The following is a 26286-nucleotide window of genomic DNA, read 5'->3' on the forward strand; positions in this document are numbered from 1 at the left end:
TACTAAAATATTATTAATATAATATAATTTATAAATTGCTTGTGATTTATTCACAATATGAGGTAACGATGTCGAATAATAAAAAATGAAAAAATAAAAAAATAAATTTAGATACTTACAAATCTGCGAGCGAGGTTAAGAAAGAAAGAAACAAAAAGCAACTTTCAATGTCATGAAAAATTTCATTAGTTGCTTTATTTTTGGTTGCAATTCCTTCGTTTTTAGTATTTTTGATTTTTGGGGCTGATGGTTGAATTATTCCTGCATTGAAACAAATGATAGATGCAAATCCATGAAAAAGATGAGCAATTTATTTACCAATTTCATTAGCAATTGCTGGAGTTCAATTTGCTATAATTTCACTTTTGATTTGAAAATTTAAAGTTTTACAACCTTCTGCATTAAATTTCTTAGTTGCTGTTGTTTTAGCAATGAATTCATTTCTAGTTAGTTCGGGTGCAGAATCTGGAAAATGGTGAATTAGAGTTCTACCTGCAATCGGACTTGCGTTTTTAGCAATTCCTGTAATTGCAATTAATAGAGCTGTTGCAAAGAAAAAATTAAGAGTAGAAGAACAAAAAATTAAAGAAGAAGAAAAGAAAATTAAGTCACTTTTAGATTAAGTTGAGGTTGCAATGTATAAAAAAATTAGTTTAAGAGATACTGAAATTGAAGAATTAATAGAATTAGAAAATCAAAGACAAGAAGATTATGTTGAATTAATAGCATCTGAAAATTATGTTTCTGAAGATGTTTTAAAAGCGGCTGGATCTTGTTTAACTAATAAATATGGTGAAGGCTATCCTGGCAAAAGATATTATGGTGGCTGCGAATATGTTGACGGAATTGAAACTATTGCACAAGAAAGAGCAAAAAAATTATTTGATGTCAAATATGCTAATGTTCAACCATATTCAGGAAGTGTTGCAAATGCTGCAATCTTTTTAAGTTTATTAAAACCGAACGATGTTGTTTTGGGGTTAGATTTAAGTTGTGGAGGTCATTTGTCACATGGTTATAAAATATCTTTTAGCGGGATTTTTTATAATGCAACAACTTATTTTCTAGACCAAAATGGGCATTTGGATTACGATGAAATTGAAAAAAGAGCATTAGAAGTAAAACCAAAGTTAATTATTTGTGGATATTCAAACTATTCTCAAATAATTGATTTTGAAAGATTTAGCCAAATTGCTAAAAAAGTTAATGCCTATTTATTAGCAGATATCTCACACATTTCAGGTCCAATCATTGCAAAATTGCATCCTTCACCTTCACCTTACGCAGATGTTATTATGACAACTACTCATAAGACTCTAAGAGGGACTAGAGGCGCAATTATTATGACTAATAATGAAGAATTAGCTAAAAAAATTGACCGCGCAGTTTTTCCTGGTTATCAAGGTGGGCCTTTGTTTCATCAAATTGCTGCAAAAGCCGTTTCATTTTATGAAGCATTACAACCTGAATTTATTGAATATCAAAAACAATTATTAGTTAATTCAAAGGCATTTTGTCAAACTTTTATCAACAAAGGCGCAAAAGTTATTTCAGGTCTTACTCAAAATCACTTATTTTCAATTGATGTTAAAACAACTTATGGTCTAACTGGTAAACAATGTGAAGATATTCTACACACTTTAAATATTACTATCAACAAAAATTCAATCCCATTTGATACTGAAAAGCCAACTACAACTAGTGGAATTAGATTAGGTACTGCGGCAATGACTTCAAGAGGATTTAAAGAAGATGAATTTATCATTATTGCTAATTTAATTGATAAAGCATTGCGTGAACCTGAAAATTTAATTTTGCATAATGTAATAAGAAAAGAAATTGTGAAATTAACTCATATGTTTCCGATAGTTAGAAAATATATTGAAAAATAATTAAGGAGATGTTTGTGGAAATAGAAAAATTGAATGAAATCTTGATTTCAACAATTAAAACTATTGCGGGAATTGTTGAAATTAGAACAATTAATGATGAAAAGTTAATTGTTGAATATGTTAAGAACAACAAGTCAGTTGTTAACATTAAACTTGGAATAGTGTTGTTAACCAATGCTTATGCAAAAACAATTGTTGAAGAATTACATCAACAAATATCTTATTGCTTAGCCAAATTAAATATAAAAATTAAAGTTTTAGATGTATATATAAAAGGAACAAGGTAATGAAAAAAATTAACGGTATAGAGTGGAAGAATGCATTAATTTCCGGGGCCAATAATATTGAAAACAAAAAAAATGCAATTAATGCATTAAACGTTTTTCCTGTTCCTGATGGCGATACTGGTTCTAATATGGCAATGACGATTTCCACAGCAAAAAATGCTATTTCGAATATAAATGATGCAAACATTGCAAATGTTGCAAAAGCTATTTCTACAAACATGTTATTAGGAGCTAGAGGAAACTCTGGTGTTATTTTAAGTCAAATTTTTAAGGGTTTTGCTAATGGTTTTGCCAATAAAAATGAAATTACAACTTTTGATTTAGTTGAAGCTTTTGTTTCAGCGGCAAAAGTTGCTTATACAGCCGTTTTAAAACCTATTGAAGGAACAATTTTAACCGTTATTCGTGAAATTAGCGAAGGGCTTAAAGAACAAGTTTTATCTAATACAACTATTGAAGAAGCTTTCGAAAATATTGTTAAATTGGCACGTCAAAGCTGCGATAAAACTCCTGAACTTTTAAGTATTTTAAAAGAAGTTGGTGTTACTGACTCTGGTGGCGAGGGATTATATGCAATCTTAGAAGGCATGAATGCATATTTTCATGGTAAACCTGTTACACAAAATGACGGTGTTGAAACAATTGATAAATTTATATCAGATAGCGAAGTCTATTCTGGTGAATTTGGTTATTGTACAGAATTCATTTTGGAAATTGATAAATTAGATAAATTTAATAAAGATGATTTAGTCAAAAAATATGAAAAAATTGGAAATTCAATGGTTGTTGTTCAAGATGAAAATTTTCTAAAAGTGCATATTCATACAAAAAGACCAGGCAATGTTTTAACAACTGTTAATAGCTTAGGTCAATTTGTTAAAATCAAAATTGAAAATATGACTATTCAAGCTAATAATAGTAAAGAAAACTCATATAAACTTAATGAACAAAAACAAAATAGTCAAAATAGTTTTGCAAAAAAAGTTGGACTTATTTCATGTAATACTGGCCAAGGTCTTATCGAACTTGCAAAGGAATTTGGTGTTAATTATGTAATTGAAGGTGGCCAAACAAACAACCCTTCAACACAGGATTTAGTTAATGCAATTGAACAAGTTGATGCCAAAACAATTTTTATATTACCCAATAATTCAAACATTATTTTATCAGCACAACAAGCCGCAACAATTGTAAGAAACAAAAAAGTTATTATTATTCCTACAAAATCACAAGCACAATGTTTATCTGTTGCTATGAATTTTAGTGAAGAAAATTCTGTTGATGAAAATGAATCACAAATGAATAAGGTTCTTAAAACAATTAAATATGCAGAAATCGCTCCTTCAATAAAAGATGTTAAATTAGAAGGTATAAAAATTAAGAAGAACGATTTTATGTGTATGTTGAATAACAAATTAATTGGTGTTGAAAAAACATATAATCAAGCAGCTAAGCATTTAGTTGGTAAAATGATTAATAAAAATACTGAAATTATTACATTAATTTATGGCCAAGATGCTTCTGAAGAAGATGCAAATGAAATAAAAGAATTTATTGAAACTACATATGATGTTGAGGTTGCAATTTATTCAGGGGGTCAAGCTATTTATCCATATTATATTTGTGCAGAATAGAGGTGAGTGTGAAGAAAATAGTTGTTGATTTATTAAATAATGATAATGGTGAAATTGAAGCTATTAAAGCTGTCAATAAGTTTGCTAATGAAAACAAAAACTATACACTTTATATAGTTGGAACTAAACAAAATATTGACCAATATTTAGATAAGAAATTAACTAATGTTGTTGTGAAAAACAACAATGAAATTGTTTCAAAATTATCAGAAAATATTCGTGAGATATTATCGAAAAACAGTAGCATGCTAGAGTCTTTTGAGATTTTGAATGACGAAAATGCTGACGGTATTTTAAGCAGTGGTGATAGTGGTTCTTTTATTACAATGGCAACATTAAAAATTAGAAGAATTAAAAATATTACACGTCCTGCATTTATGCCAATAGTACCTTCTCAAAAAGATAATCACAAATATTTATTATTAGATGCTGGTGCAAATTTAAATATCAAAGAAGAATATCTTTTACATTGGGGATTAATAGCTACTGAATTTTACAAATTGTTATTTAATAAGCAAACAATAAAATTGGGTATTCTAAATATTGGTACTGAACAATATAAAGGAATTGAAACTGTTAAAAATTCTTACACCTTATTTGATAAGAAATTAATGGATGAAAATAGCATTGATTTTGTGGGTTTTATTGAACCTAAAAATATTATTCAAGGTGATGTTGATGTTGCATTAGCTGATGGTTATGCGGGTAATTTGTTTTTAAAAACATTAGAATCATCGTTTATGACTTTTGCAAAAATTTTAAAAAATATTTTTATGTCAAAATTTAAAAACAAGATTGCCGCTTTATTAGTTAAAAAAGATATGAAAAAATTTAAAGAAAAATTTGACTACCGTAACACCGGCGGTGCATTTGTTATTGGGCTTGAAAAATTAGTTGTTAAAGCCCATGGTGGTAGTGATGAACTTGCTTTTTATAATGCTTTAAATCAATTAAAATTAGGAATTGAAAATAATATTACTACGAAATTAATTAATTATCTTTCAAAATTAGGGGATAAGAATGAATAATTTTGAACAAAATGTAAAACAGTTATTAATTAACTTAAATATTTATGACGAAAAAGTTAATTTACAAACATTTTATGCTGCTTTAACTCATACGACTTACTCAAATGAGCATAAAAGTGTTAAAGATTTTCAATATCTAGAATTTTTAGGTGATAGTATTATTCAATTTTTTGTTACTACAGAAATTTACAAAAATTTTCCTAATTATAAAGAGGGGATTGCAACTAAACATAGAAGTTATGTAGTCAATAACAAAACTTTATCAACAATTGCAAACAAATTACACATTCCTAATTATGTACGTGCTTCAAAAAATGCTTTTATCAATGGTAAAAATGATAAAGTGAATTCAGATTTCTTTGAAGCATTTACAGGAGCTATTTATATTGAAAAAGGCCTTGATTTTGTTAGCAAATTTTTGAAAGATAACTTAAATAGTTATATTCATAATGTGACTCACGATGATTTAATTGATGCAAAATCTGAGTTTCAAGAAGTTATTCAAATGCATGGAATTAGTAAAATAATTTATAAATCAGAACCTATAAATGAAAAAGAATTTTCAAGTAGCGTTATTGTGGATGGACAAACATTTGGAACTGGAATTGGTAAAAACAAACGTAGCGCTGAACAGGAAGCTGCAAAAAACGCATTAAAAAATTTAATTTCAAATAAATAATTAGGAAATTATGGAATCATCATCAACATTATTTAAAGGAATAATTACTCATAATGGGTTATGAGGTGCAATTATATCAACAATAGTAATTACATTACTTGGTTTTATTTTATATAGAACAAAAGTGTTGAATGATAATGCAACAATTAGTATTCAAAAAATAATTATTAATGTTTTATTACCATTTTTAGCTTTTTATTCTTTTTTACAAAATGCACAAAAAGAAAATATAAAGACTTTTGGAGTTGTATTTGGGCTTAGTGCAATTTATTATGTTGTACTAACAACTATTGCACTAATTTGAGTTAAATATGCACCAAAATTTGTGCCTAAAAGAGTTTTAATTAATGCCGAAAACGAGCATAATAAAATTCAAGAAAAATTACCTTTAGAAGAAAGAAAATTGTGAAATACACAATCATTTTTAGAACACTTGCAAAAGAAACATTTAGTAAATTGACTTATGTGTATTTATGGTTCAAATATTTTATTTGCAACTCCAATTGTTATGGCTTTATATCCAACGGGGCCACAACTTGGTAGTTTAAGTATTTGAAATATACTCTACTATATAGGTGGATTTGGATTTTCATTTTCTTTATTATCAGGAGTTAAATTTACAAAAAGAGAATTTGGTTTAACTATGAAAAAAGCCATCACAAATCCATCTTTTATTGTTGTAATTATTGCAATTTTATTGTGAGCTAGTCAATTTATTTCAGGTGCAGGTGCAAAAATTACTAATATTAAACAAAATTTTGATGTAAAACTAATTGACGCAGATGGTAATTCGTTTATTAAAACAATTACTATGACAAAATCTGCAACTTTTGGTCCTAATTTTTCAAGATTGTATGGTTATATAGATTCTGACAATGTTCTTAAATGATTTAGCTATGATAATATTAAAAAAGTTTATGTTCCTTATATAGGAAAACCAACTGGTTGATTTGATTGATCAACGACAATGCCTTATTTGTATAAACCTATTAGTTTATTAACAATTCTAGTTAGTCCTTTAATTTGAATTGTAATTGGAACAAGCTTAGGAAAGGCAAATATAAAACAAATATTTAGTAATTGACAAAACTGACTATTTTTAGTTTATAAAATGATTTTAATTCCATTATTTATTTTGTGTTTAGTTTTACCTTTTGTGTTTATTAAAGCAATTGATTACAAAACAGGTGCTATTTTAGTTATGACTGGTGCTGTTCCTCCCGGAACTTCAATTGTAATTTATTCACAACACTTTAAAGTACATGAAAAATATACTGCACAAGTAAGTAGTTTAAGTACAATGTTAAGTTTCATATTTATTCCAATGTGACTTGCAATTGGAACAGTGATTTTAAATTTGGTTTAACATAAAAACTTTTTGCCAAATGCAATTTGATATAATTTATGTATGTAAATAAAAAGTTTGCATAGAAATAAGAGGTTAATTTATGGAATCATATGAATTAAATGAAAAGCTATTAAATAATTTGTACGACCGTGCTATAAATGAAATTAATAAAAGAAACGAAACTTTAGAAGCAAAGAAGAACATTTTGACAACAAAATGTACAATAATAACTTTAATATGTTAGTATAAACATAATGATAAATATAAGATTATCTAAAAAAAATTTTAGTAAGAAACATTTTAACAGTTGTGTCAAAAAGATGCTTGAAATAATTGAATTTAGTAAAATAGAAATACAAAATAATATGGATATTTTGTTTGATGTTGATAGTAACATTCTAAAAATTACTTATGATGATTTAAGTTCAGTGGTATTTACAAATTTTGATAGTGTTGATAATGAAAATCTAAATAAAGATAAAAATTCTTGAAAAACTAAAATTCATACCTTTAGTTGTGAATACAAAATTCTCAATGACGACAGCAAAGAAGAAAATTAAAAATCAAACATCGTTTTTTAAAAAAGAACAAGCCGATGTTTTTATTCATTGCTACACTGAAGATTTTGTTAAAAATAATTTAAAGCAGGGATGAAAAGTTCACATATATTCAAATGAGCAAAAATTTGACAGTATATTGAAAATAATAAATGATGCATGTATTAAAAATTTGTGATCATTTAAATATGTTAAAAACAGAGATTTATTATTAAAACAACTTGATAGAGGATTTGACTTTGCATCATCGGGCAAAATATTCACGATATATGCAGAAAACGATGAACAGTTAATCAACATAGTAACTAAGCTTTATAAAAAACTAAAAAGTTATGGTTTTTTTAAAATTATTGGTGATAAAAATTATAAGAATTCGATTATAAACTATAGATATGGTAATTTTTTAGCAACAAGAGATTACTTTATTTCCAAAGACGGAAAAACCAAAATTTATGATCTTAAAACTAATTATTTACCTAAAAATAGTGGATATATAGACCCATTTATTAAGGAGAAAGAAAGAGTATCAAAAAAAATAATTTTGAATAATCAATATTTATTTTTAAAAGCCATCTCTTTTTCAAATTATGGTGGTATTTATTTATGCAAAAATTTAGAAAATAATCACAAATATATACTGAAGGAATCAAGATTTAATGATAAAAATTCCAATTTTTTATCTTCAACATTACGCGATAATGAAGCAAAATACAATTTTGATAAACCAAATTTTATAAAATCATTTAGGATAAATAATTCCATATTTTATGTTTTTGATTTTATTAATGGATTAAACCTACTAGAATTGTCATATAAAATTAATTTTTATGCTAATGAATGAAGCAAACCAAAGTTTGAAAAAATAATAGATCTTACTAAGAAAAGAATTGAATTTTATCATAATAAAGGATACTGTTTAAATGATGTTAAGGCTGATAACTTTGTTTATTATAAGCAACAAGTCTATTATGTTGATAAAGAGACAATAAATCCAGTAGATGATTCTAATAAAAAGGTATATTTGAATGAGAAAATAATATTTTTTAATGAAAAAATATATATGTCTAATGCAATTCAAAGAGATTGGATGTCATTTGCCTCTATCATATTTGATTTTTTAGGAATTAATACCTCTATTTATAAATATTTAAAAAATAAAAATATTTTTTGGAGATATTGTGAAATTTTGTTTTTATATAGCAAGTGTAATTTAAATATATTCACGTTTATAATGAAGATTTTTGATTCTCAATATAAACATAGTAACAATGTATGTATAAACGAAAATTTTTATATTCAAGAATGAGAAAAACTTAAGGAACATGTTAAAGATTTAAAGAAGCCTTATATTTGTATTATTCCTAATAGTGAAAGTAAAATTGAAACCATCATTTTAAATATTATTTATAGTTATTTATATTCAAACATATTAAATTTTGAGTGGATAAATTGAGACGATTTTGTGGATATATTTGTTAAAGAGGATTCTAAGTTAAACATTAATGAATTATTTTTATTAATTTGAGACGGAATAATACATTCAAATTGATTAATTGCTAAAAAATATTTAAAGATTCTCGAAGAAAAATATTTAAAAATAGATGAAAAAAATAGTTTAGCATTTCTTCGCCATAACAATAAATATTTAATACCTTATATAACAAACGGGTATTTAGGATACATTGCAATATTAATAGTTATTTATAAGTATAACATTTTGGAAATTAATAATATTCTTCCAAAATTAGAAGTGGCATATAATGTATTAAAGCAATATAAAAACATATCACAAAAAACAACATGGAACTTTGGTTATTCTGGGATCGCATTTTTCATATATATACTAGGAAATTTGTTAAATAAAAAAGATTGGTGATTTGAAGGAATTAAGAAGTTGAGTGTAATTAGTTTGCTTTTTGATCAAAATTTATTATATACACAATCTGGTGCAGTTACTAATGATTTTTTATTTGGATTAGGGATGGTTTTAAATACTATTGATTTATTTGTTGAAAGTGAAAAAAAGAATGAAAAATAATTACTTGAGTTTATTTAAAAACAGCTTTAAAAAAAACAGTTTTATCTTTTTATTAGTAGTGTTTTTTCAAATTGTATATTTGGCATTAATGAATATTTCATTCTATTTTTCTTCTCCAACTTTAGAAGCAATCATTAAGGGCAATTTTCAATCATTTAAAAGAAACTTAGTAATCATGATTACTATTAGTTTATTAACAATTTTGTTTTTTATCTTTTATGTTTATATAAAAAATTTATTTGTTAAAAAAATGAGATATACGATATCAATGACAATTTTTAAAACATTAACAAGTAATAATTTATATTCATGAAAATTATTTGATCACTCAGATAAATGTGTTTTTTTTGTTAAAAATATTGAATTAATAGTCAAATATAAATACTTAGCATATGTAAAATTAATAGACATAGCCATTACTTCAACATTTAGTTTAATTCTTATTGGTTTGCTATTTCCATTGGCATTAGCAGTTATTTTTCCAACGTTTTTAATTTGTTCGTTACTAAATTTTGTATATATTAAAAGTAATAAAAAACTTGGCAATATGATAAATGAGATTAATACTCTTGAACTTAATTATTTAAATGAAACTTTTAATTATTTTGATTATATTGAAAAAAATAACAAAATTGAAACATGAGAAAAATATTTTCAAAAAGAGTCTACAAAAATCAAAAATTTAAATCTTAAGTTTTCATCTTTTTTTGCTAAAATTTTGTCTTTTTTTACTTTTTCAAATGTTTTAAGTAAAGCTATTGTCATAGTGTCCTTAATATTTTTAGGTACAGCTATTTCTAATTACAATGTTTCTACAATAATTCCCATATTATCAACTAGCTTAGTTATGTTTAGTCAAACAATACCTTTATTTACTAATATTTCAACTATTCATTATGCTAATGGAATTATTTTTTCATATTTCGAAGGCATAGAAATATACAGTGCCTCAAATAATAAACAACATTTAGAATTTAAAGATATGGCTATTGATATTGAAAATATTAAAATTGAAAAATGCTTATACAAAAGACTAAAATTGAAAATTATTAAAGGTCAAAAAATATTATTAATTGGTAAAAATGGTAGTGGAAAATCTCTTTTATTAAATGCTATATCTGGGAATGTTGATCCAAAACTAATTAGAGTTAATATTACTGTCAACGGAAATAAGGTTGATACATTCAATACCATTTTATATTTTAATTATGTATCAAATATTTCTTATTTTTATGATGCAACATTAAAAAACAATTTACTATTGGATAAACAAATGGATTCAACAAAATTGAATGAGTTAGTCAAAATTTTTGAATTACAAAACTTAAATATTGAAGAATTTATTGATACAGATAATCTTAAATATTCAGAGGGAGAACAAGCAAGAATTAATATTCTAAGAGCATATATTCAAAACAAAGACGTTTTGATTCTAGATGAATCATTTTCTAACATTGATGTGAAATTAGCACAGAAAATTCTTGATTTTTTATTAAATCAAAAACAACTAACAATTTTTGTTGTTTGACACAAATTATCTAATAAATATGTAGACAAATTTGATCAAATAATAAATATAAATCAAGAGGTAAAAAATGTTTAATCTTAAAAAGTATTATTTAAAATATTTCCCTTCAGTATTAATGCTTGTGCTTTCAAACATGTTTCTTTTCGGTTCTGAAATTATAAATTTTTATCTTTCGTATCAACTATTTAATAATTTTATTACTCCGCCATTAATTAATCCGACAACAAAATTGATTATTTATTCTATTGGGGTAGTTGCATCATACATTTTAAGTGCATTATCTCTTGTATTAAATAATTATTTTACTTATAGATTGACTGCATATATTGAAGCAGATTGCAAAAAAAAGATATATGAAAAATTTAAAAACTCAACTAATATTTCGAGAAATAAGGTAATGAATACTGAAACTTTAAATATTATGAGTAATGACATTAATAGTTATTTAATGAGTTCAATTAGTTTTACAATTTCAATTTGAATTTCTATTGTAATGTTTGTAGGAATACTACTAGCATATTTATTTTTAGGGAACCTATATTTATTCATTTTTTTAGCAGCTTTTAGCATTCTAGAAGTTTTGGTTAATATTTTTTGTTCATATTTAAATAATAAAATAACTATTCAACAAACAAAAGTTGATGATAAATTTCATTCAAAATTTAGTAAATGAATTAAAACATTTTCGTTGTTTTTGTTTTCAAATAAACTATATTTCTTTTTAGCAAAAACTAATGACATTTTCAAAGAAAACTCTAAACTAAAAAATAAACTAGAAAACAAAAGTGCAATTGCCTCAATTTTGGAAATATCAATGCTAGTCTTGAAATTTGCAATATTTATTACTATCGCGCTTTATTTATATAAAGCAAATTTGATTAATTTGGCTTTAATATTGGCAATCGGAACACAATTAAATGTTACTTCTGCCCAAACAAAGATAATAATAAGTGATATTAGTAATGCAATGCTTTATAGAGAATTGAAACATAAATTGATTGATACATTTACACCATTAAAAAATAAAAACTCTTTAACTATCTCTAATTTCAAAAAACTAGAAATAGTTAATGGAGATATAAATTATGATACTAAAAACATTTTACACAACATCAACTTTTCAATTAAGCGTGGTGACAAAATCTTGTTAAAAGGGAAATCGGGGTCCGGCAAAAGTTCATTACTTAATGTATTATTTAATAATTTATCGCTAACTTCAGGCAATTATAATGTGAATAATAACAATATTGATATAGACACTAATTTGCAAGGAATATTTACTTATTGCAATGATGAAAATATTATTTTTGATGGTAATTTATATGATAATCTAACTTTTTTTGAAGATAATCCAAATATAGAAAAGTTAAATAAAGTTATTTCTAATTTAAACATAGATTTTATTAATGATTTAATCCAAAATTTACGCGATATGAAATTGTCTGAAGGTCAAAAACAATTGATTAATTTAGCAAGAGTCTTATATTCAAATAATGATATTGTTATTATTGATGAAGGATTTTCAAATTTAGACAAACAAAATTTTGACAATGCTGTTAAATTAATTTTAAATTTAAATAAGACTTTAATCATTATTTCACATCAATTAGATAAAACATATGAGCAAAAATTTACCAAAGTATTGGAACTAAAAGATAAGCAATTACAAGAATTTGGTTTGTCAATTAGTTAATTTATACCACCATATAAATGGTGTCGGGTTCTCTTTTAGGGAAAACGCGGTGGGGCTAGGCGATCGAGTCTGGTCATTTTTATTCTTAATTTAAAAATTCATATTTTTCTTTAATTTCTCTCTAGCAAAGAATATTTTTATTTATTTAAAAATCTAATATAATATAAAAAATAAATTTATAGCTTGTTTGTTAACATAAAAAAGGAAATTAATATGAAATTAATTCAAGTAGAAGCACAGGGGTTTAAATCTTTTGCTGATAAAGTTTCTCTAAAATTTGATGGTGGTGTGGTTGCTATTATTGGACCTAATGGTTCAGGTAAGTCTAATATTAATGATGCCATTCGTTGGGTTTTAGGTGAATCAAGTTCAAAAGCTTTACGTGGAGATAATATGGAAGATGTTATTTTTGCTGGTTCAAAAACAGAAAAAGAAATGAATAAAGCAGAAGTAACATTAACTTTTGATAATCGCGATCGCGCAGTTTCTGTACCACATGACTTTTTTACTATTTCGCGTGTCTTGCATCGTGGAAAAGGTGAAAATGAATATTACATTAATGGCGAAGTTGCAAGATTAAGAGATGTAAAAGAAATTGCGATGGAAAGTGGAATTTCAAAATCATCGCTTGCTATTATCAGTCAAGGAACAATTAGCGATATTGCTGAAGCTACTCCTGAAAGACGGAGAGAAATTTTTGAAGAAGCTTCTGGAACTTCTATGTATCGTTTTAGAAAAATAGAAGCGCAAAGAAAATTAGAAAGAACAGAAGAAGCATTATCACAAATTACTATTTTGGTTCAAGAATTGGAAAAACAAAGAAAACCATTAGAAAGACAAGCTGAAAAAGCAAAAATTTATAATGAAAAAATGGAACAACTTAAAGATGTTGAAGTTGCTTTATTAGTTCATGATTTAATGTATTTTTCTGATAAATTAAAAACTCTAGAAATTGAAGCACACGATTTTGAACTTGCTAAAGAAGATTTAGAAGCTAGATTAAATTCTTATACTGCTTCTTATAACCAAAAAACTGAAATTAGTGTTGAAGTTGAAAAAATGGTTCAATCATTACAAAAAGAATTAGATCAAACCACTTCTGAAATTTCAAATATGGAAATTAGAAGTGCTAAAGAAACACAACACCGTCAAATGATATTAGACGGAACTTTGAAAGTTACATCACAACACAAAAAAGAAGCCTTACAAAATATTCTTTCTGAATTGAATGAAAAAATAATGGCTTTCAAAAAATCAATTGCACAAAAAAATGATGAGTTACAAACAATCGAAGATGAAACTATCAAACTTAATACCAATATTAATGAATTAAATAGACTTTATTCAATTGAAGTTGATAAATTAAACAAAGTTAAAAGCAAAATTGATGTCATCAAAGATGTTAGAGATAATAGAACATCATTAGCTAAAGGTACTAAAAACGTTGTTGAAAATGCTAATTTGTTTAAAGGTTATAAAGCACTAGTTAGTCAAATTATTCAAGTTGAAAAACAATATGCAGTAGCTATTGAAACGGTTTTAGCAAACGCTACTCAACATATCGTTGTTGATACTCCTGAAACTGCAGTTGATGCAATCAATTTCTTAAAACAAAATAATGGTGGTCGTGCAACGTTTATTCCATTATCTTCAATTTCCCCAAAATCAGTTCATGAACAACACATTGTTGTTGCTCAAACACAAAAAGGTTTTTTAGGTGTCGCTTCAGAACTTGTAACAGCTGAAAAACAATATGATGTATTAAGAAAATTCTTATTAGGAAATATTTTAGTTTGCGACACTATTGAAAATGCTAATAAATTATCTAAACTATTAGAAAAAAGATATATGGTTGTAACACTTGATGGCGATGTTGTTAGACCTGGTGGCGTTATGAGCGGTGGTCAAGCTAGCCAAAATATTTCAATATTTGGTATTGAAGACCAACTAAAACAACTAGAAGAATTAATTACTCCACTTGAACAAAATATTAATCTACTAAGAGATAAAATTTCAAAACTTGAATTTGATAAACAAGCAAAAATCTCTTTAAGTACAAACTATTCTTTAGAAAAAGCAAATTATGAAACTAAATTGCAAGAATTTCTAGCTGAATTTGATAAATATTCAGTTGAATATAAGAACTTAACTAGTGAAGCTTTGGAATTAGAATCAAATGTTGATTTTGCTAAAGCATTGGCTGAATTAATTACAAAAAGAAGCACAATTGCTGCAAGATTAAAATCTCAAACTGAAATTTTGCAATCAACTAAGCAACAAATTTATGACATAGGTTATAAGAAAAACGAAGCTGAAGTTGCTATGAGAGAGTTGCTTGCTGAAAATGGTAAGAAATTAGCTGAAAAAGTTAGAGCAGAAGCAACAATTGAAAATGCTAAAAAGAGGCTTGCTGAACAATATTCAATGTTATTTGAAACAGCAAAACAATTTTACAAACCTGAAATTGATTTTGATGTTGCACGTAAATTGGTTGACAATCTAAAACAAGATATTCGTGAACTTGGACATATTAACTTAGATGCAATCAAACAATTTGAAGAAGTTCAAGCTAGATATGATGAAGTAAAAACTCAAGAAGAACAAATTACCGCTGCAAAACAAACTATTGAAGAAGCAATTGATGAAATGGACAAAATAATTGTTGAAAAGATTACACAAACTGTTGAACTTGTTAATAATGAATTTAAATTTGTATTTAGTAAAATGTTTGGTGGTGGTATGGCTGAAATTAGATATACTGACCCAGATAATTTATTAGAAACAGGAATTGATGTTATTGCTCAACCTCCAGGAAAATCAATTAAAAACTTGAAATTATTTTCAGGTGGAGAAAAAGCATTGATTGCAATTTCATTGCTATTCTCAATTTTAAAAGCAAAACCATTACCTTTATGTATTTTAGATGAAGTTGAAGCTGCATTGGATGAAGCAAATGTTATTAGATTTGCAGAATTCTTACAAAATCTTAAAAAAGATACTCAATTTGTTGTTATTACACACCGTCAAGGAACAATGGAACGTGTTGATAAACTTTATGGTGCAACTATGCAAAAACGTGGTGTAACAACATTCTTTAGTGTTAGCTTAGCAGATGCTAAAAATCTTATTGATGAAAGTGAGCAACACAATGGTTAAAAATAAAAAGAAAACATTACTAATATTAGGGTTAATTGTTCCAACAATTGCAGTTTTACCTATTGCAATGATTTCATGTGAAGCTTCTGAAAAAAGAAAATTAAATAGTGCATTAAATAAGAATAGAAAATTACGTGCAGAACTTGCAGCAAAAACTAATGGTTATAATGGTTTTGAAGAATTTTCTAAAAAAATTAGAGATGAACTAGCTTCAAGATTGACAAATGTAACTGACAGTGTTCAAAGAATTAATATTTATAAGGATCTAATAGCTAAAGTTAATGCTTCAAATAATGATTTAGCATCAATGAGAGATAGTATTAATTAAAAAATAAATTTTTTTGTAAATTTAATTAAATTTTTAGTGTTATTACTTTATTGCTTAGATGTTACTAAGCTAGACATAGCAGAAGAGGATTCACCTCCCTCCCTTTTTTTATTTTGTTTTAATTTCAGAACAAATAAAAATGGGCTTATTTTAGCAAAGTCTTGTATAATAAAACATAGTACACATTAAAATGTGCAGATCAAAAATTTAAAGGTAATAATTATGTATGGACTTGTTTTTTATTTAAATAAATCTATTTTAAAAGCAGAATACGGAGAAAATCATCATGATGCTTATGAAGAAATTAGAGATATCTTAAGACATCATGGATTTCATTGACTTTCAAATAGCTTTTATTTTTCAAGATCTTTAAATAGTATCTTAAAAATTTATCAAGCGGTTAAAGCTTTAAAAGAACTACCTTGATTTGTTTCTTCACTTGTAAGCATTCATGTTTTTAAAATGGAAGATATGTCTGACTTTACAGAATATTTAAAAGATAAAATGAAAAAAGTGAAGATGGACGAAGAAGAATTTGATACTGATATTGAATCAGGTAAAAAAGTCAATCAAAAATAGTCATTTACACACTTTAAGGTGGCAAAATTTGCTACTTTTTTTATCTTTTTAATAGCAAAATTCGTCTAAAAATAAAATTTATTTTTATTTTTAACACTTTTTATTCCGATTTTGTCAATTTTATTAGCATTTTTTTATGAAACACCCACTAAAAATATCGTTTTTTTTTTTTTTTTCTAAAATATACTAATCATATTAAACAAAAAAAGGAAAATTATGGATATTTCTAAAAAGAAAAAGACTGCAATTATTCTAGGAGCAGGAGTTGCAATTTTTGCTGCATCTGCTACAGCTACTGGGATAATTTATAGTAGAAAAAATGTGATTCCAAATCCAACACCTCATAGTAATATTTTGGATAAAGGTATTTCACAGGATGACTCAATCAATCAAAAACCAAGTACATGAGATTCAAAAACTGACAAAAAGTTTAAATACATTTTAGAATACACAAATGCTTTAATTCAAGCATTGAATCAAGGAACAAAAAATGTTTCTAAAAATTTAAGTATTGATGATTATAAAAAGCAAATTGAAACTTTAAAGAAAAACATTGAACGTTCAAAGAATTTAAAACCAATTTTAGATGAATCTATTAACAATTTAGGTAAATATCAAGATAAACAAAAACAACTTTCTGATGCTAAAGAAAAATTAAAAAAATCTACAAGAGAAGCAGAAGAAGCATTAGCTAGAGCTCAAGCAAAATTAGATGGTCTATTAAAAAATAAAGACAAAGTTAGATCAAGAATTAATGAAATTATTGCTTTAATTAACAAAACTTTGGAAGATTCTTCAAAAGCATCAATTACACCTGAATTTGATTATTTTATTAACAAACTTAAAGACTTAAAAGAAATTGCAAATGGATATAAACAAGATGCTAAAAATCACAATCTAAGTGATGAAATTTCTAAATTAGATAATGCAATTGCAAAAATCAACACTGAAATTGCTAGATTAGAGGAATTAAAATCTAAGCAAAATGATGAGCAACAAAAAGAAGCATTAAAGGACTATGCTAATCGATTTGCTGAGAAAGTTGATAAAGCAATTGAAAAAGCTAATCAAGAAGAATCTTTAGAAGACATTAACAAAAATTTAGCAGAATATGAATCTTTAAGAAAAGAAGGAGAAGAAGCTAAAAAACTAGCAGAAAGATTGCATGTTGATGAAGCTAAAACCAAATTACAAGAATCATTAGATAAATTAGCTCAAGCTAAGACACAACTAGAAGCTAAAAAAGTGCAAAAAGAAAATGAAATTAATCAATTAAAACAAGAAATTTCTGAAGCAATTCAAAAATTAAATGCTGCTATTTTAGAAGGTAAAGCTGCTAGAGATTCCAATAAATATGATGATTTAAATAATGCTATTACTTCTTTAACCAATGCAATTACTAAAGGAAATGAAGTTTTAGAAAAAGCAAAAACTGCTAAATTAGATGATGAAGCTTCTGAACTTGAACAAAAAATTGAAGAAGCTAAAGCAATCTTAGAATTGGTTGAACAACAAAAAATTGAAGTTGAAACTCAAATTAATGATGCAAAGCAAAGACTTGCAAAACAAAAACAAGATCTTGACGCATTAGTAGAAGAAACTAAAAATGCAACAACAATTGTTCCATTAAAAGAAGCGTTAAAAAAATTAGCTCAAGAAATAGAAAAATCAAATGCTTTAGTTGAAAACTATGATAATTTTTCTCAAAAAGAAAAAATTCAAGTAGAAGTTGAAGCTTTAAAACAATCAATTGCTAAAGCAAATGAAGAAAAAACATCATCACAAAGAAGATTAGAAGAATTAGAACAAGCACATAATGCATTAACTCAAGAAGTTAATGAAGCATTGCAACAAGCTGATGCTGCTATTTCTGAAGCAAAAGATAACAAAGAAAGTGATGACAAAGCTAAATTACAAGAAATAATTACTAAACTAACCGAATCTCGAACAAAACTTAATGAAGTTAAAACAAAAGCAGCTGTTGATCCTACTTTAACACAAAAAATAAATGATAAATTAAGTGAAGTTTCAACCTGACTTGATACAATTAACACTCAAAAACAAAAAGTTGAACTAAAAGAAGCAAAAATTGCTGAACTTAAGACAAAAATTGCTGAACAAATTCAAAACTTAGATGCTAAAAAACAAGAACTTGAAACCGCATTAGCAACAAATAATAAAGATACAATTTCAACTGCAATTGAAAATTACAAAAAAGCAATTGAAAAAGCAGACGAATTATATGACAAAGTTAAAGACGAACCTAAGTTAGCACCTGAAGCTAATAACTTTAAAAGCAAAATTGATGATGCTAAAACTAAATTAGAAGAAGCTAAGGCAAAATTACAAGACTTAGAACAAAAAGAAACTAAAGCTCGTGAAGCTATTATTAAAGCCAAAGAAGATCTTAAAAAAGCTACTGAAAAAGTTGATGAAGCTTTAAATGGTGAAGACTTAGAAAAATTAAAAGATGCTAAGAAAGATTTAGATAAAGCAATTGAAGATGCTAAAGAAGCAGCAAAACAAGCAGGTGAAGCTAATTTAAATGATGCAAAACAAGAACTTGAACAAAAAATTGAAGAAGCTGAAAATAAACAATCTACTTTAAAAGATAAAATTGATGAAGTTGAACAAAAAAATCTTGACGCATTAAAAGTTAAAATTAATGAACAAACAACTAAATTAAGCACAGCTATTACAAAAATTGATGATGCATTAACTAAAACTCATAATTTAGAAAAAGCTAAAGAAATTCTTTTAGAAGTTAATCCAATAATTGAAAATGCAAACACTTTTAAAACTCAAATTGAAGAAAATAAAGCTAAATATCAAGTGGAATATGATGCATTTGATAGTAAATTAACAGAGGCTAATAATAAAAAACAACAATTAGAACAATTAAAAACTCAAATTGAACAAGAACGTGCAACTGCTAATGCAAATTTTGAAACTGCAAAAACTTTAGCCGAAGCAGCAATGAAGAAATTTGATGATCATCAATCAACAATTGCTGAAGTTAAGTCAGCAATTGTTGATATAAAGAAAGCAATTGAAAAAGTTATTGCTTCTGAAAATGAAGCAAAAGGAATCGAATATACTGAACTTGAAAATAAGGCTAAAGCATTAAAACAAGAGTTAAATACTAAACTTGCAGCTGCAAATCAAAGATTGCAAGCTTTGAAAAATGAAGAAGAACAAGAAAGACAAAGAATTGCTCAATTAAAATTAGAATTAGATCAAGCAAAAGCAAACTTGCAAAACAAGTTAAATGATGTTAATAATGCAAACACATTAGATGAAAAACAAACTACATTAGATGCATTAAAAGTTGTAATTGACACAGCAACAACTTTAAATCAAAAGATTGTTGATCAACATGACGAAACAAAAACAAATCCTAATTATCAACAATTTAAAATGGTATTTGATAATGCAAAATCAACTTATGATTCTAAATTAGCACAATTAAAATTGGATAAAAAAGAAATTGAAGATAAGGTATCCGCATTAGAAACTAAAATTACTACAGCTTCAACTAAAGCAGATAATGCTATTAGTTCAAAAGAAAAGTCTAAGCTTACAGAATCATTAAATGAATTAAAAGCAATATTAGAAGAACTAAAAACTTTAAAACAAGAAGTTACAGCCAAAGGATATCAAATTCAACTTGATAAATTAACTCAATTACAACAAACATTGCAAGATAAAATAGATGTAGTTGATCATGAACTAAATGAAGAAAATAATCGTATTAGGCAAGTTGAAGAAGCATTAGATACTTTAAAAACTAATCTTCAAAATGCATTAACTGATGCTAAAGATAATAAAGATAAAATTAAAACCTTAAAGCAAAAATTAGTAACATTAGAAGCAACTATTCAAACTACAGAAACAAAAATTCCTGAATATGATACTGCTGCTAATAAAAACATTGATTCTATTAAAACAAGATTAAAAGTTTTAAAAGAATTAGTTAATACAGCTAAAAATGAAAAACAACAATTAGAAATTGCTAATAATGAAAAAATAGCAAAAATTAATGAAAACATTACAAAAGCTTTGAAAAAAGCAAAACAAGCATTAGATAAAGCAACCGAAGTAGAATCATCAAATGATGTTTCAAAATTAGAAACTGCAAATACTCAACTAGAAGATGCTAAAAAAGCATTGGGAAAAGTTAAAGAGGAAATTGAAACTAATGAACATGATGAAAATACTGAAAATGTTGAGCCTAAATTAAATGAAGTTATTGAAAAACAACGTCAAATCAAAGAAAAAATTGATTCATTAAATCAAGCTGAACAAGAACGTATAAGACAAGTTAAACAAGCATTAACTGATGCGATGACTTCTCTTCAATCTAAATTAGATGATGTTAAAGACTTAACAAAAGTTGATGAATTAGAACAAAAATTGCCTTTATTGCAAGCAGAAATTAATGCAGCTGAAGCTGTTCATTCAACGCATAATATTTCTAAAAACATATTAAATGAAGAACTTAAACCATTACTTAAAAAATTAAATGATTTAATTACTACTTCAGAAACTACACATAGTAACAAAAATAGTGAATTAGAAAGAATCAAAAGAGAAGTAACTAAGAAAGTTATTGATGCTGAAACAGCTGTTAATGAAGCTGTTAATGAATCACAAGCAATTACTGATAAAAATGTTGCAAAAATAACTGCAGCTATTGAGAAATTAAATCAAGCTAAACAAACTGCAGAGGAAGCTGAAACTTTTGCTGAAGATAAAGGTTATAGAACAAAAAAAGATGAAGCTCATGCATTAGTTAAAAAAGCAGATGATGAACTTTTAGCAGCACAAGAAAAACTAAGACAAGCACAAGAAGATGAACAACATAGAATTGACGCAGTTGTTCAAGAAATTAAAGATGAAATTAAGAGAGTTAACGATGCTAAACAGGAAGCAATAGATGCTAAAGGTAACATTGATTTATCTACTGAAAAAATTGCAGCCTTGCAAGAGCTTAATACAAAAGCAATTGCAAAACATTCTGAAATTCAAAGTAAACCTGAAAATAAGGATGTTTTTGCTATCAACCAAGAACTTGATAAATTAAAACAAGCCACCGATGCAATAACTAGTGAATTAGGTGAATTAAATAGAGTTCAAAATGAAAATAAACAAGAAGTAGAAGATGCATATAATGAAGCAAATACTGCTTTTGAACAAGCTAAAACTGCAATAACTGATGCTGGAGAAAATATTGAAAAACTTCAAAAAGCTGTTGAAAAATTAAATGATGCTTTAACTAAAGTTGAAACTACATTAACCAAAGCAACTACTAAAAATTATTCTACCAAAAAAGTAGAAGCAGAAACATTAAAGCAAAATATTGCTGAAGCAATTTCTGATACAGAAGCTAAAATAAATCGTATTAAATCCTCAATTAAACAAAAACTTCAAGAAGCAAATAGAGATTTTGATACCGCTAAATCAATAGTTGAAAATGATTTTGAAGATAAAACAAAAGTTGATGAAGCTAAAACTAAATTGCAAAATGCTAAAAGTTTAGCAACTCAAGTAAAACAAGACGCAGAAGCTAAAGGACATGCTTCTGCTAAAAATGATGCTGAAACATTGTTAGAAAAAATTACTGATTTAGAATCACAAGTTGAAGGATTATTGAAATATCATGAAGTTAAAGATTATGTTAATGGATTACACTATATCAATAATCCTGAAAAATCAGGTTTTATCAATGAATTAAAAACTAATAAGTTCAATCAAACTAAATTAGAGGAAATTAAAGATAAAGCTAAGAATAGAGATGATTTATTCAAACAAGCACGTAAGGAAAATGCCGCAAAAGCTGCTGTGCTTGAAACTTTAAAAAATGAGTTGGATTCAAACGATCAAAATCAACAAAAAATAATTGATCACATTAATTCAATTTTAAGTTTTTCAAAAATTGACCCTAATGAAAGACAATTAGCATGAAGTACAATTAAAGATGAAACTAAAAAATTGGAAGATTTAGCAAAAATTGTTCCTGCATTAAAAGAACAAGCACAATTGTTAACTTTCTTTAACAAGCTTTCTTCAAAATTAGACGTTGTAACAAATAATCCTACTTATGAAGCTAAAGTAAGAGATTTTAGAAATGAGTTAAATCCATTTCTTGAAGCCAACAAATTAGAATTTACTATTCCTGAACAAGACATTCAAACTAGAAAAAATGCTTTAAATAGTAAAAAATCTGAATTTGAAAATAAAGCTAATGAAATATTACTAGGATATAAGAAAGAAAATATCAAAACATTATTAGATTTATTAAAAAATCATGAAATTAAAAACAAAATTGATGAAATTCAATCATTTGAATTGTATAGTGATCCAGCATATAAGAATCCATTAGTTGATGAGTATTCAAATAGAAAATCAACAATTGATAATGCATATACAAGATTAAACAATGCAACAATTAATACTATTAATCAATTGGTTGAAGAACTAACAAATTTCTGCAATCAAACAAAAGTTGAATTTGACAACTGGTTAGAAGTTGTCAAATTACAAAAACAAATACAAGCTAAATTAAAAGAAAAGAATGATATCTTTAAAGGTCATGCATCTGAAAATCCAGGATTTTCTTTAACAAAAGTATTGTTTAAAATAGTTGGAGACTATGCAAACAACATTAAAAATCAAGTTGAAAACATTTTTAAATCAAGCACTAAAAAAGATGAGCTTTCAAATCTTGCAACAAAAATCGATGAAATATTCAATACTCAAGAAGGATTATGAAATTCTGCTAAAACTGAATTTGATACTTTAAATGAATGAATTCAAAAAGCTGATGTATTAAATGGAGCTACTGACTTTATATTGAGTGATTCTGAAAAACAAGAGTTTATAGAAGCATTAATTCATGCTAAAGCAGTAAAAAATACTGATGCAAATGTACCAAATGATTATAAAGCAGCAAGAGAAAACCTTGAAAGTAAATATCATGCGGCAAATGGTCTTAATGGAATGAAACTTGCTTCACGTAAAGCGTTAGAAGATTTAATTAAGGATGTTGAAGGTAGAGACCATGTTATTAAATCTTATATGAAAGTTGATGAACCTGAATATATAACTTTTGCTAATGCATTGCAAGCAGCACGAGATGTGTTTAATAATCATAATTCATTAAAAGTTGATTATGATAATACAGTTACTGCTTTAACTAATGCAAAAACTACAATTTCAGCAATATGTGACAATAAAATTAGAATTCATAGTAAGATAAAACAAATCAAAGAGTGATTTACAACTGGTGGTGCGAGATATCATTTTGATACACCTTGATTCCAAAAATGATTTGATATAAATCATATTCCTGTACAATCAAGATATTTCTCATTGTTAACAAATACCGAATATAATCAATGAAATTGAGTTCAATCCTATTTTAATGATAAACCTCAAATTAATAGTTTTACATATCAAGAATTATTAGCAAAAGAAACAGAAATTAATAACTCAAATTACAATAGTCTAGTTACTTTAGCTGCTCAAAGACTTCAAAGACTTAGAGAAATGTGAACAATAATGATAACAAGTTATTCTATTGGACGTGTTTTATGCGGTTATAGTGGCAATTATGATAAATTTAATGTAATTATTAAAAATAATTCGATTCCTTCTAATATTAAAGGTAGAGCATATACATTAGCGAATTGATATATAAATGGTGGCGGTGGTGGACTATCACCTATTAATTATTTTGGTACTGTATACAATTATAATAATTACCCATATATTAGGATGATAAGAGATGATTGTTGAAATTGATTAATGAGTGATGAAGGGTGAAATCAAATGCAAAGTATGAGAGGAATTATCAATGAGTTTCAATTTCAAGCTATAGAGTTTGACCAATTTTTTGGATAATTTATTTCGCTAAAATTAAAAAACCTCCTTGTAATCAGGGAGGTTTTTTGTTTCAAAAAATTATTTTAATTTAATGTGGCAAAATGCTTGAGGATGTTTGTCAATATAGTCTTGATGATAATCTTCAGCCATATAAAAATTTTGCAAAGGTAAAATTTCTGTAACGATCTTACCTTTAATATTTTTAGCTAGTTTAGTGATTTTAGATTTAATTATAGATTCATCACTTTCATCAACATAATAAATTCCGTTGCGATATTGAGTTCCATAATCTGGACCTTGAAAATTTAATGCAGTTGGATCAATTGCTTTAAAAAATTTTTTAATTAAAGTATTTAAAGAAACAATATTTTCATCATAAGTAACTTCAACTGTTTCAACAGCTGTAGTAGTTTGTGATTTAACTTCTGAATATAAAGGATTTTTAACATTAGAATTTGCATAACCAGCAACAGTTTTTATAACACCCTTAATTGTTTTAAAAAATGCTTGAACACCTCAAAAGCAACCACCAGCAAAATATATCTTTTTCATATTAAACCTCCTTAAGCAGTTATTTAAAAAAGTCAAAAATTATCATATATTAAAATTTACAATTTACATATAAAAAATACACAATTTTAGGTTGTGCATTCCAAGATTAATTAAAAATTAAGTATTAGCAATTTCTAGTTTGTTTTTATATGGTGAGACATTAAGTTCTTCAACAAGTTTTTGATAAAGACTTGCATTTTTTACAATAAGCTTTGTTTTAGTAATGTTTTCATCTTGTGGTGTAAATGCATTTAAAGATGTTTCAGTCAATGTTTCAGGTAAAGTTAGTTCTGCAATTTTGTTTCTTGAAAAAGCACCATCGGAAACTTTTGTGATTTTTCCTAAGTTTATGTTAGTTAATGCATTTTCAGCAAAAGCATTTTCTTTAATTTCAAGATTTGCATTAGGTAAAGTTAGACTTACTAGATTGTTACCTAAAAATGCATTTCTATCAATCATTCTTAAAGAAGTATTTCCATTAAAGTCAATTTCTTTTATTTGTAAATTAGAAAATGCATCTTTTCCAATATATTCAAGTGATTTAGGTAAGATTAATTTATCAATTTTTGGTAATTTTCCTGGATTATTTTCTGATGGAACTAAATCCTTAATAGGAAAATCTTTTTGTTGTGCAACTCTTGCTAAGAAATTTCCATTAAAAGCTCCTGATTTAATGTGAGTTATGTTTGTATTACTTAGATCTAATGTACTAGTTTTGGTGACTTTATCATATTTAAAATGTTTACTCAATAAATTAACTCCGTAAGCATTTGCTTTTTCTCCATTGCAACCACATGATATAGCTAATGAAGCAAAAGCAAGTGGAGTAATAATTGATAAACCTGAAATAATTAATGTCTTTCTATTTTTCATAATTTTCATATTTTACCATATCTCCTTATTTATTTATGTGAAAAGTAAATGTGCATGCAAACTGCATTCAATTTTCTATGAAATTTGTATGAATTCTATTCATAAATTAAACATTTTTATTGAAAAATGCAATTAAAATGCCTTAATACAAGCATATTTTTAGCAAAAAACATTGATTTTTATTGTTGTAATATCTATTAAATTAAAAAGTAATATAATGTGAACACTAA

General features: G+C 26.1%; 18 protein-coding genes. 16 read left to right on the forward strand and 2 right to left on the reverse strand.

The window, feature by feature from the left end; all coding sequences use genetic code 4:
* Positions 1-68 precede the first annotated feature (68 nt).
* The 16 genes from EXC60_RS06530 (at position 69) to EXC60_RS06560 (ending at position 24649) form a co-directional block, all read left to right on the forward strand.
* Positions 69-623, forward strand: coding sequence for a hypothetical protein (locus EXC60_RS06530; protein ID WP_024544212.1), 555 nt, complete (start codon positions 69-71; stop codon positions 621-623).
* Positions 624-635: 12 nt separating this feature from the next.
* Positions 636-1892 carry a serine hydroxymethyltransferase gene (gene glyA, locus EXC60_RS02085; RefSeq protein ID WP_024544213.1) on the forward strand — a complete coding sequence of 419 codons (1257 nt, stop codon included), beginning with the start codon at positions 636-638 and terminating at the stop codon, positions 1890-1892.
* 14 nt (positions 1893-1906) lie between these two features.
* Positions 1907-2179 carry a hypothetical protein gene (locus EXC60_RS02090; RefSeq protein ID WP_024544214.1) on the forward strand — a complete coding sequence of 91 codons (273 nt, stop codon included), beginning with the start codon at positions 1907-1909 and terminating at the stop codon, positions 2177-2179.
* Positions 2179-3813: a DAK2 domain-containing protein gene (locus EXC60_RS02095; protein ID WP_024544215.1), complete on the forward strand. Its 1635-nt coding sequence runs from the start codon at positions 2179-2181 to the stop codon at positions 3811-3813. The genes EXC60_RS02090 and EXC60_RS02095 overlap by 1 nt, the downstream gene beginning before the upstream one ends.
* A gap of 8 nt (positions 3814-3821) precedes the next feature.
* On the forward strand, positions 3822-4841 hold the full coding sequence (gene plsX, locus EXC60_RS02100) for a phosphate acyltransferase PlsX (RefSeq protein ID WP_024544216.1): 1020 nt from the start codon (positions 3822-3824) through the stop codon (positions 4839-4841).
* Complete coding sequence (gene rnc, locus EXC60_RS02105; RefSeq protein ID WP_024544217.1) at positions 4834-5520, forward strand: ribonuclease III; 687 nt, start codon at positions 4834-4836, stop codon at positions 5518-5520. Before plsX ends, rnc begins: the two co-directional genes overlap by 8 nt.
* A 10-nt stretch (positions 5521-5530) precedes the next feature.
* Entirely contained in the window at positions 5531-6886 is a 1356-nt protein-coding gene (locus EXC60_RS06535) for an AEC family transporter (RefSeq protein WP_129619906.1), read from the forward strand.
* Between the two features lie 82 nt (positions 6887-6968).
* Complete coding sequence (locus EXC60_RS02115) at positions 6969-7112, forward strand: hypothetical protein (RefSeq protein ID WP_156909648.1); 144 nt, start codon at positions 6969-6971, stop codon at positions 7110-7112.
* Between the two features lie 10 nt (positions 7113-7122).
* Positions 7123-7428 (forward strand): hypothetical protein, encoded by a 306-nt coding sequence (locus EXC60_RS02120; protein WP_036456556.1) that lies wholly within the window; start codon positions 7123-7125, stop codon positions 7426-7428.
* A complete protein-coding gene (locus tag EXC60_RS06540) occupies positions 7403-9463 on the forward strand; it encodes a class III lanthionine synthetase LanKC N-terminal domain-containing protein (protein WP_024544220.1) in 2061 nt (686 codons plus the stop codon). The genes EXC60_RS02120 and EXC60_RS06540 overlap by 26 nt, the downstream gene beginning before the upstream one ends.
* An 88-nt stretch (positions 9464-9551) precedes the next feature.
* Positions 9552-11066, forward strand: coding sequence for an ATP-binding cassette domain-containing protein (locus EXC60_RS06545; protein ID WP_169720117.1), 1515 nt, complete (start codon positions 9552-9554; stop codon positions 11064-11066).
* Positions 11059-12684, forward strand: a complete 1626-nt coding sequence (locus EXC60_RS06550; protein WP_024544222.1) for an ATP-binding cassette domain-containing protein — start codon at positions 11059-11061, stop codon at positions 12682-12684. The genes EXC60_RS06545 and EXC60_RS06550 overlap by 8 nt, the downstream gene beginning before the upstream one ends.
* A 213-nt stretch (positions 12685-12897) precedes the next feature.
* The gene (locus EXC60_RS02140) at positions 12898-15840 is read left to right on the forward strand and encodes an AAA family ATPase (protein ID WP_024544223.1); all 2943 of its coding nucleotides are present in this window, start codon (positions 12898-12900) and stop codon (positions 15838-15840) included.
* Entirely contained in the window at positions 15833-16168 is a 336-nt protein-coding gene (locus EXC60_RS02145) for a hypothetical protein (protein ID WP_024544224.1), read from the forward strand. Before EXC60_RS02140 ends, EXC60_RS02145 begins: the two co-directional genes overlap by 8 nt.
* 222 nt (positions 16169-16390) lie before the next feature.
* On the forward strand, positions 16391-16747 hold the full coding sequence (locus EXC60_RS06555; protein WP_024544225.1) for a Virulence-associated protein D: 357 nt from the start codon (positions 16391-16393) through the stop codon (positions 16745-16747).
* A gap of 216 nt (positions 16748-16963) precedes the next feature.
* Positions 16964-24649: a hypothetical protein gene (locus EXC60_RS06560; protein WP_129619907.1), complete on the forward strand. Its 7686-nt coding sequence runs from the start codon at positions 16964-16966 to the stop codon at positions 24647-24649.
* Positions 24650-24709: 60 nt separating this feature from the next.
* Here EXC60_RS06560 and msrA read toward each other — a convergent pair whose 3' ends face one another.
* Both msrA and EXC60_RS02165 read right to left on the reverse strand, forming a co-directional pair.
* On the reverse strand, positions 24710-25183 hold the full coding sequence (msrA, locus tag EXC60_RS06565) for a peptide-methionine (S)-S-oxide reductase MsrA (protein WP_024544227.1): 474 nt from the start codon (positions 25181-25183) through the stop codon (positions 24710-24712).
* A gap of 117 nt (positions 25184-25300) precedes the next feature.
* Positions 25301-26065, reverse strand: a complete 765-nt coding sequence (locus EXC60_RS02165; protein ID WP_024544228.1) for a leucine-rich repeat domain-containing protein — start codon at positions 26063-26065, stop codon at positions 25301-25303.
* Positions 26066-26286: the final 221 nt, after the last annotated feature.

Origin of the sequence: Metamycoplasma salivarium (genome assembly GCF_900660445.2) — a bacterium.
Lineage (GTDB): Bacteria > Bacillota_I > Bacilli_A > Mycoplasmatales > Metamycoplasmataceae > Metamycoplasma > Metamycoplasma salivarium.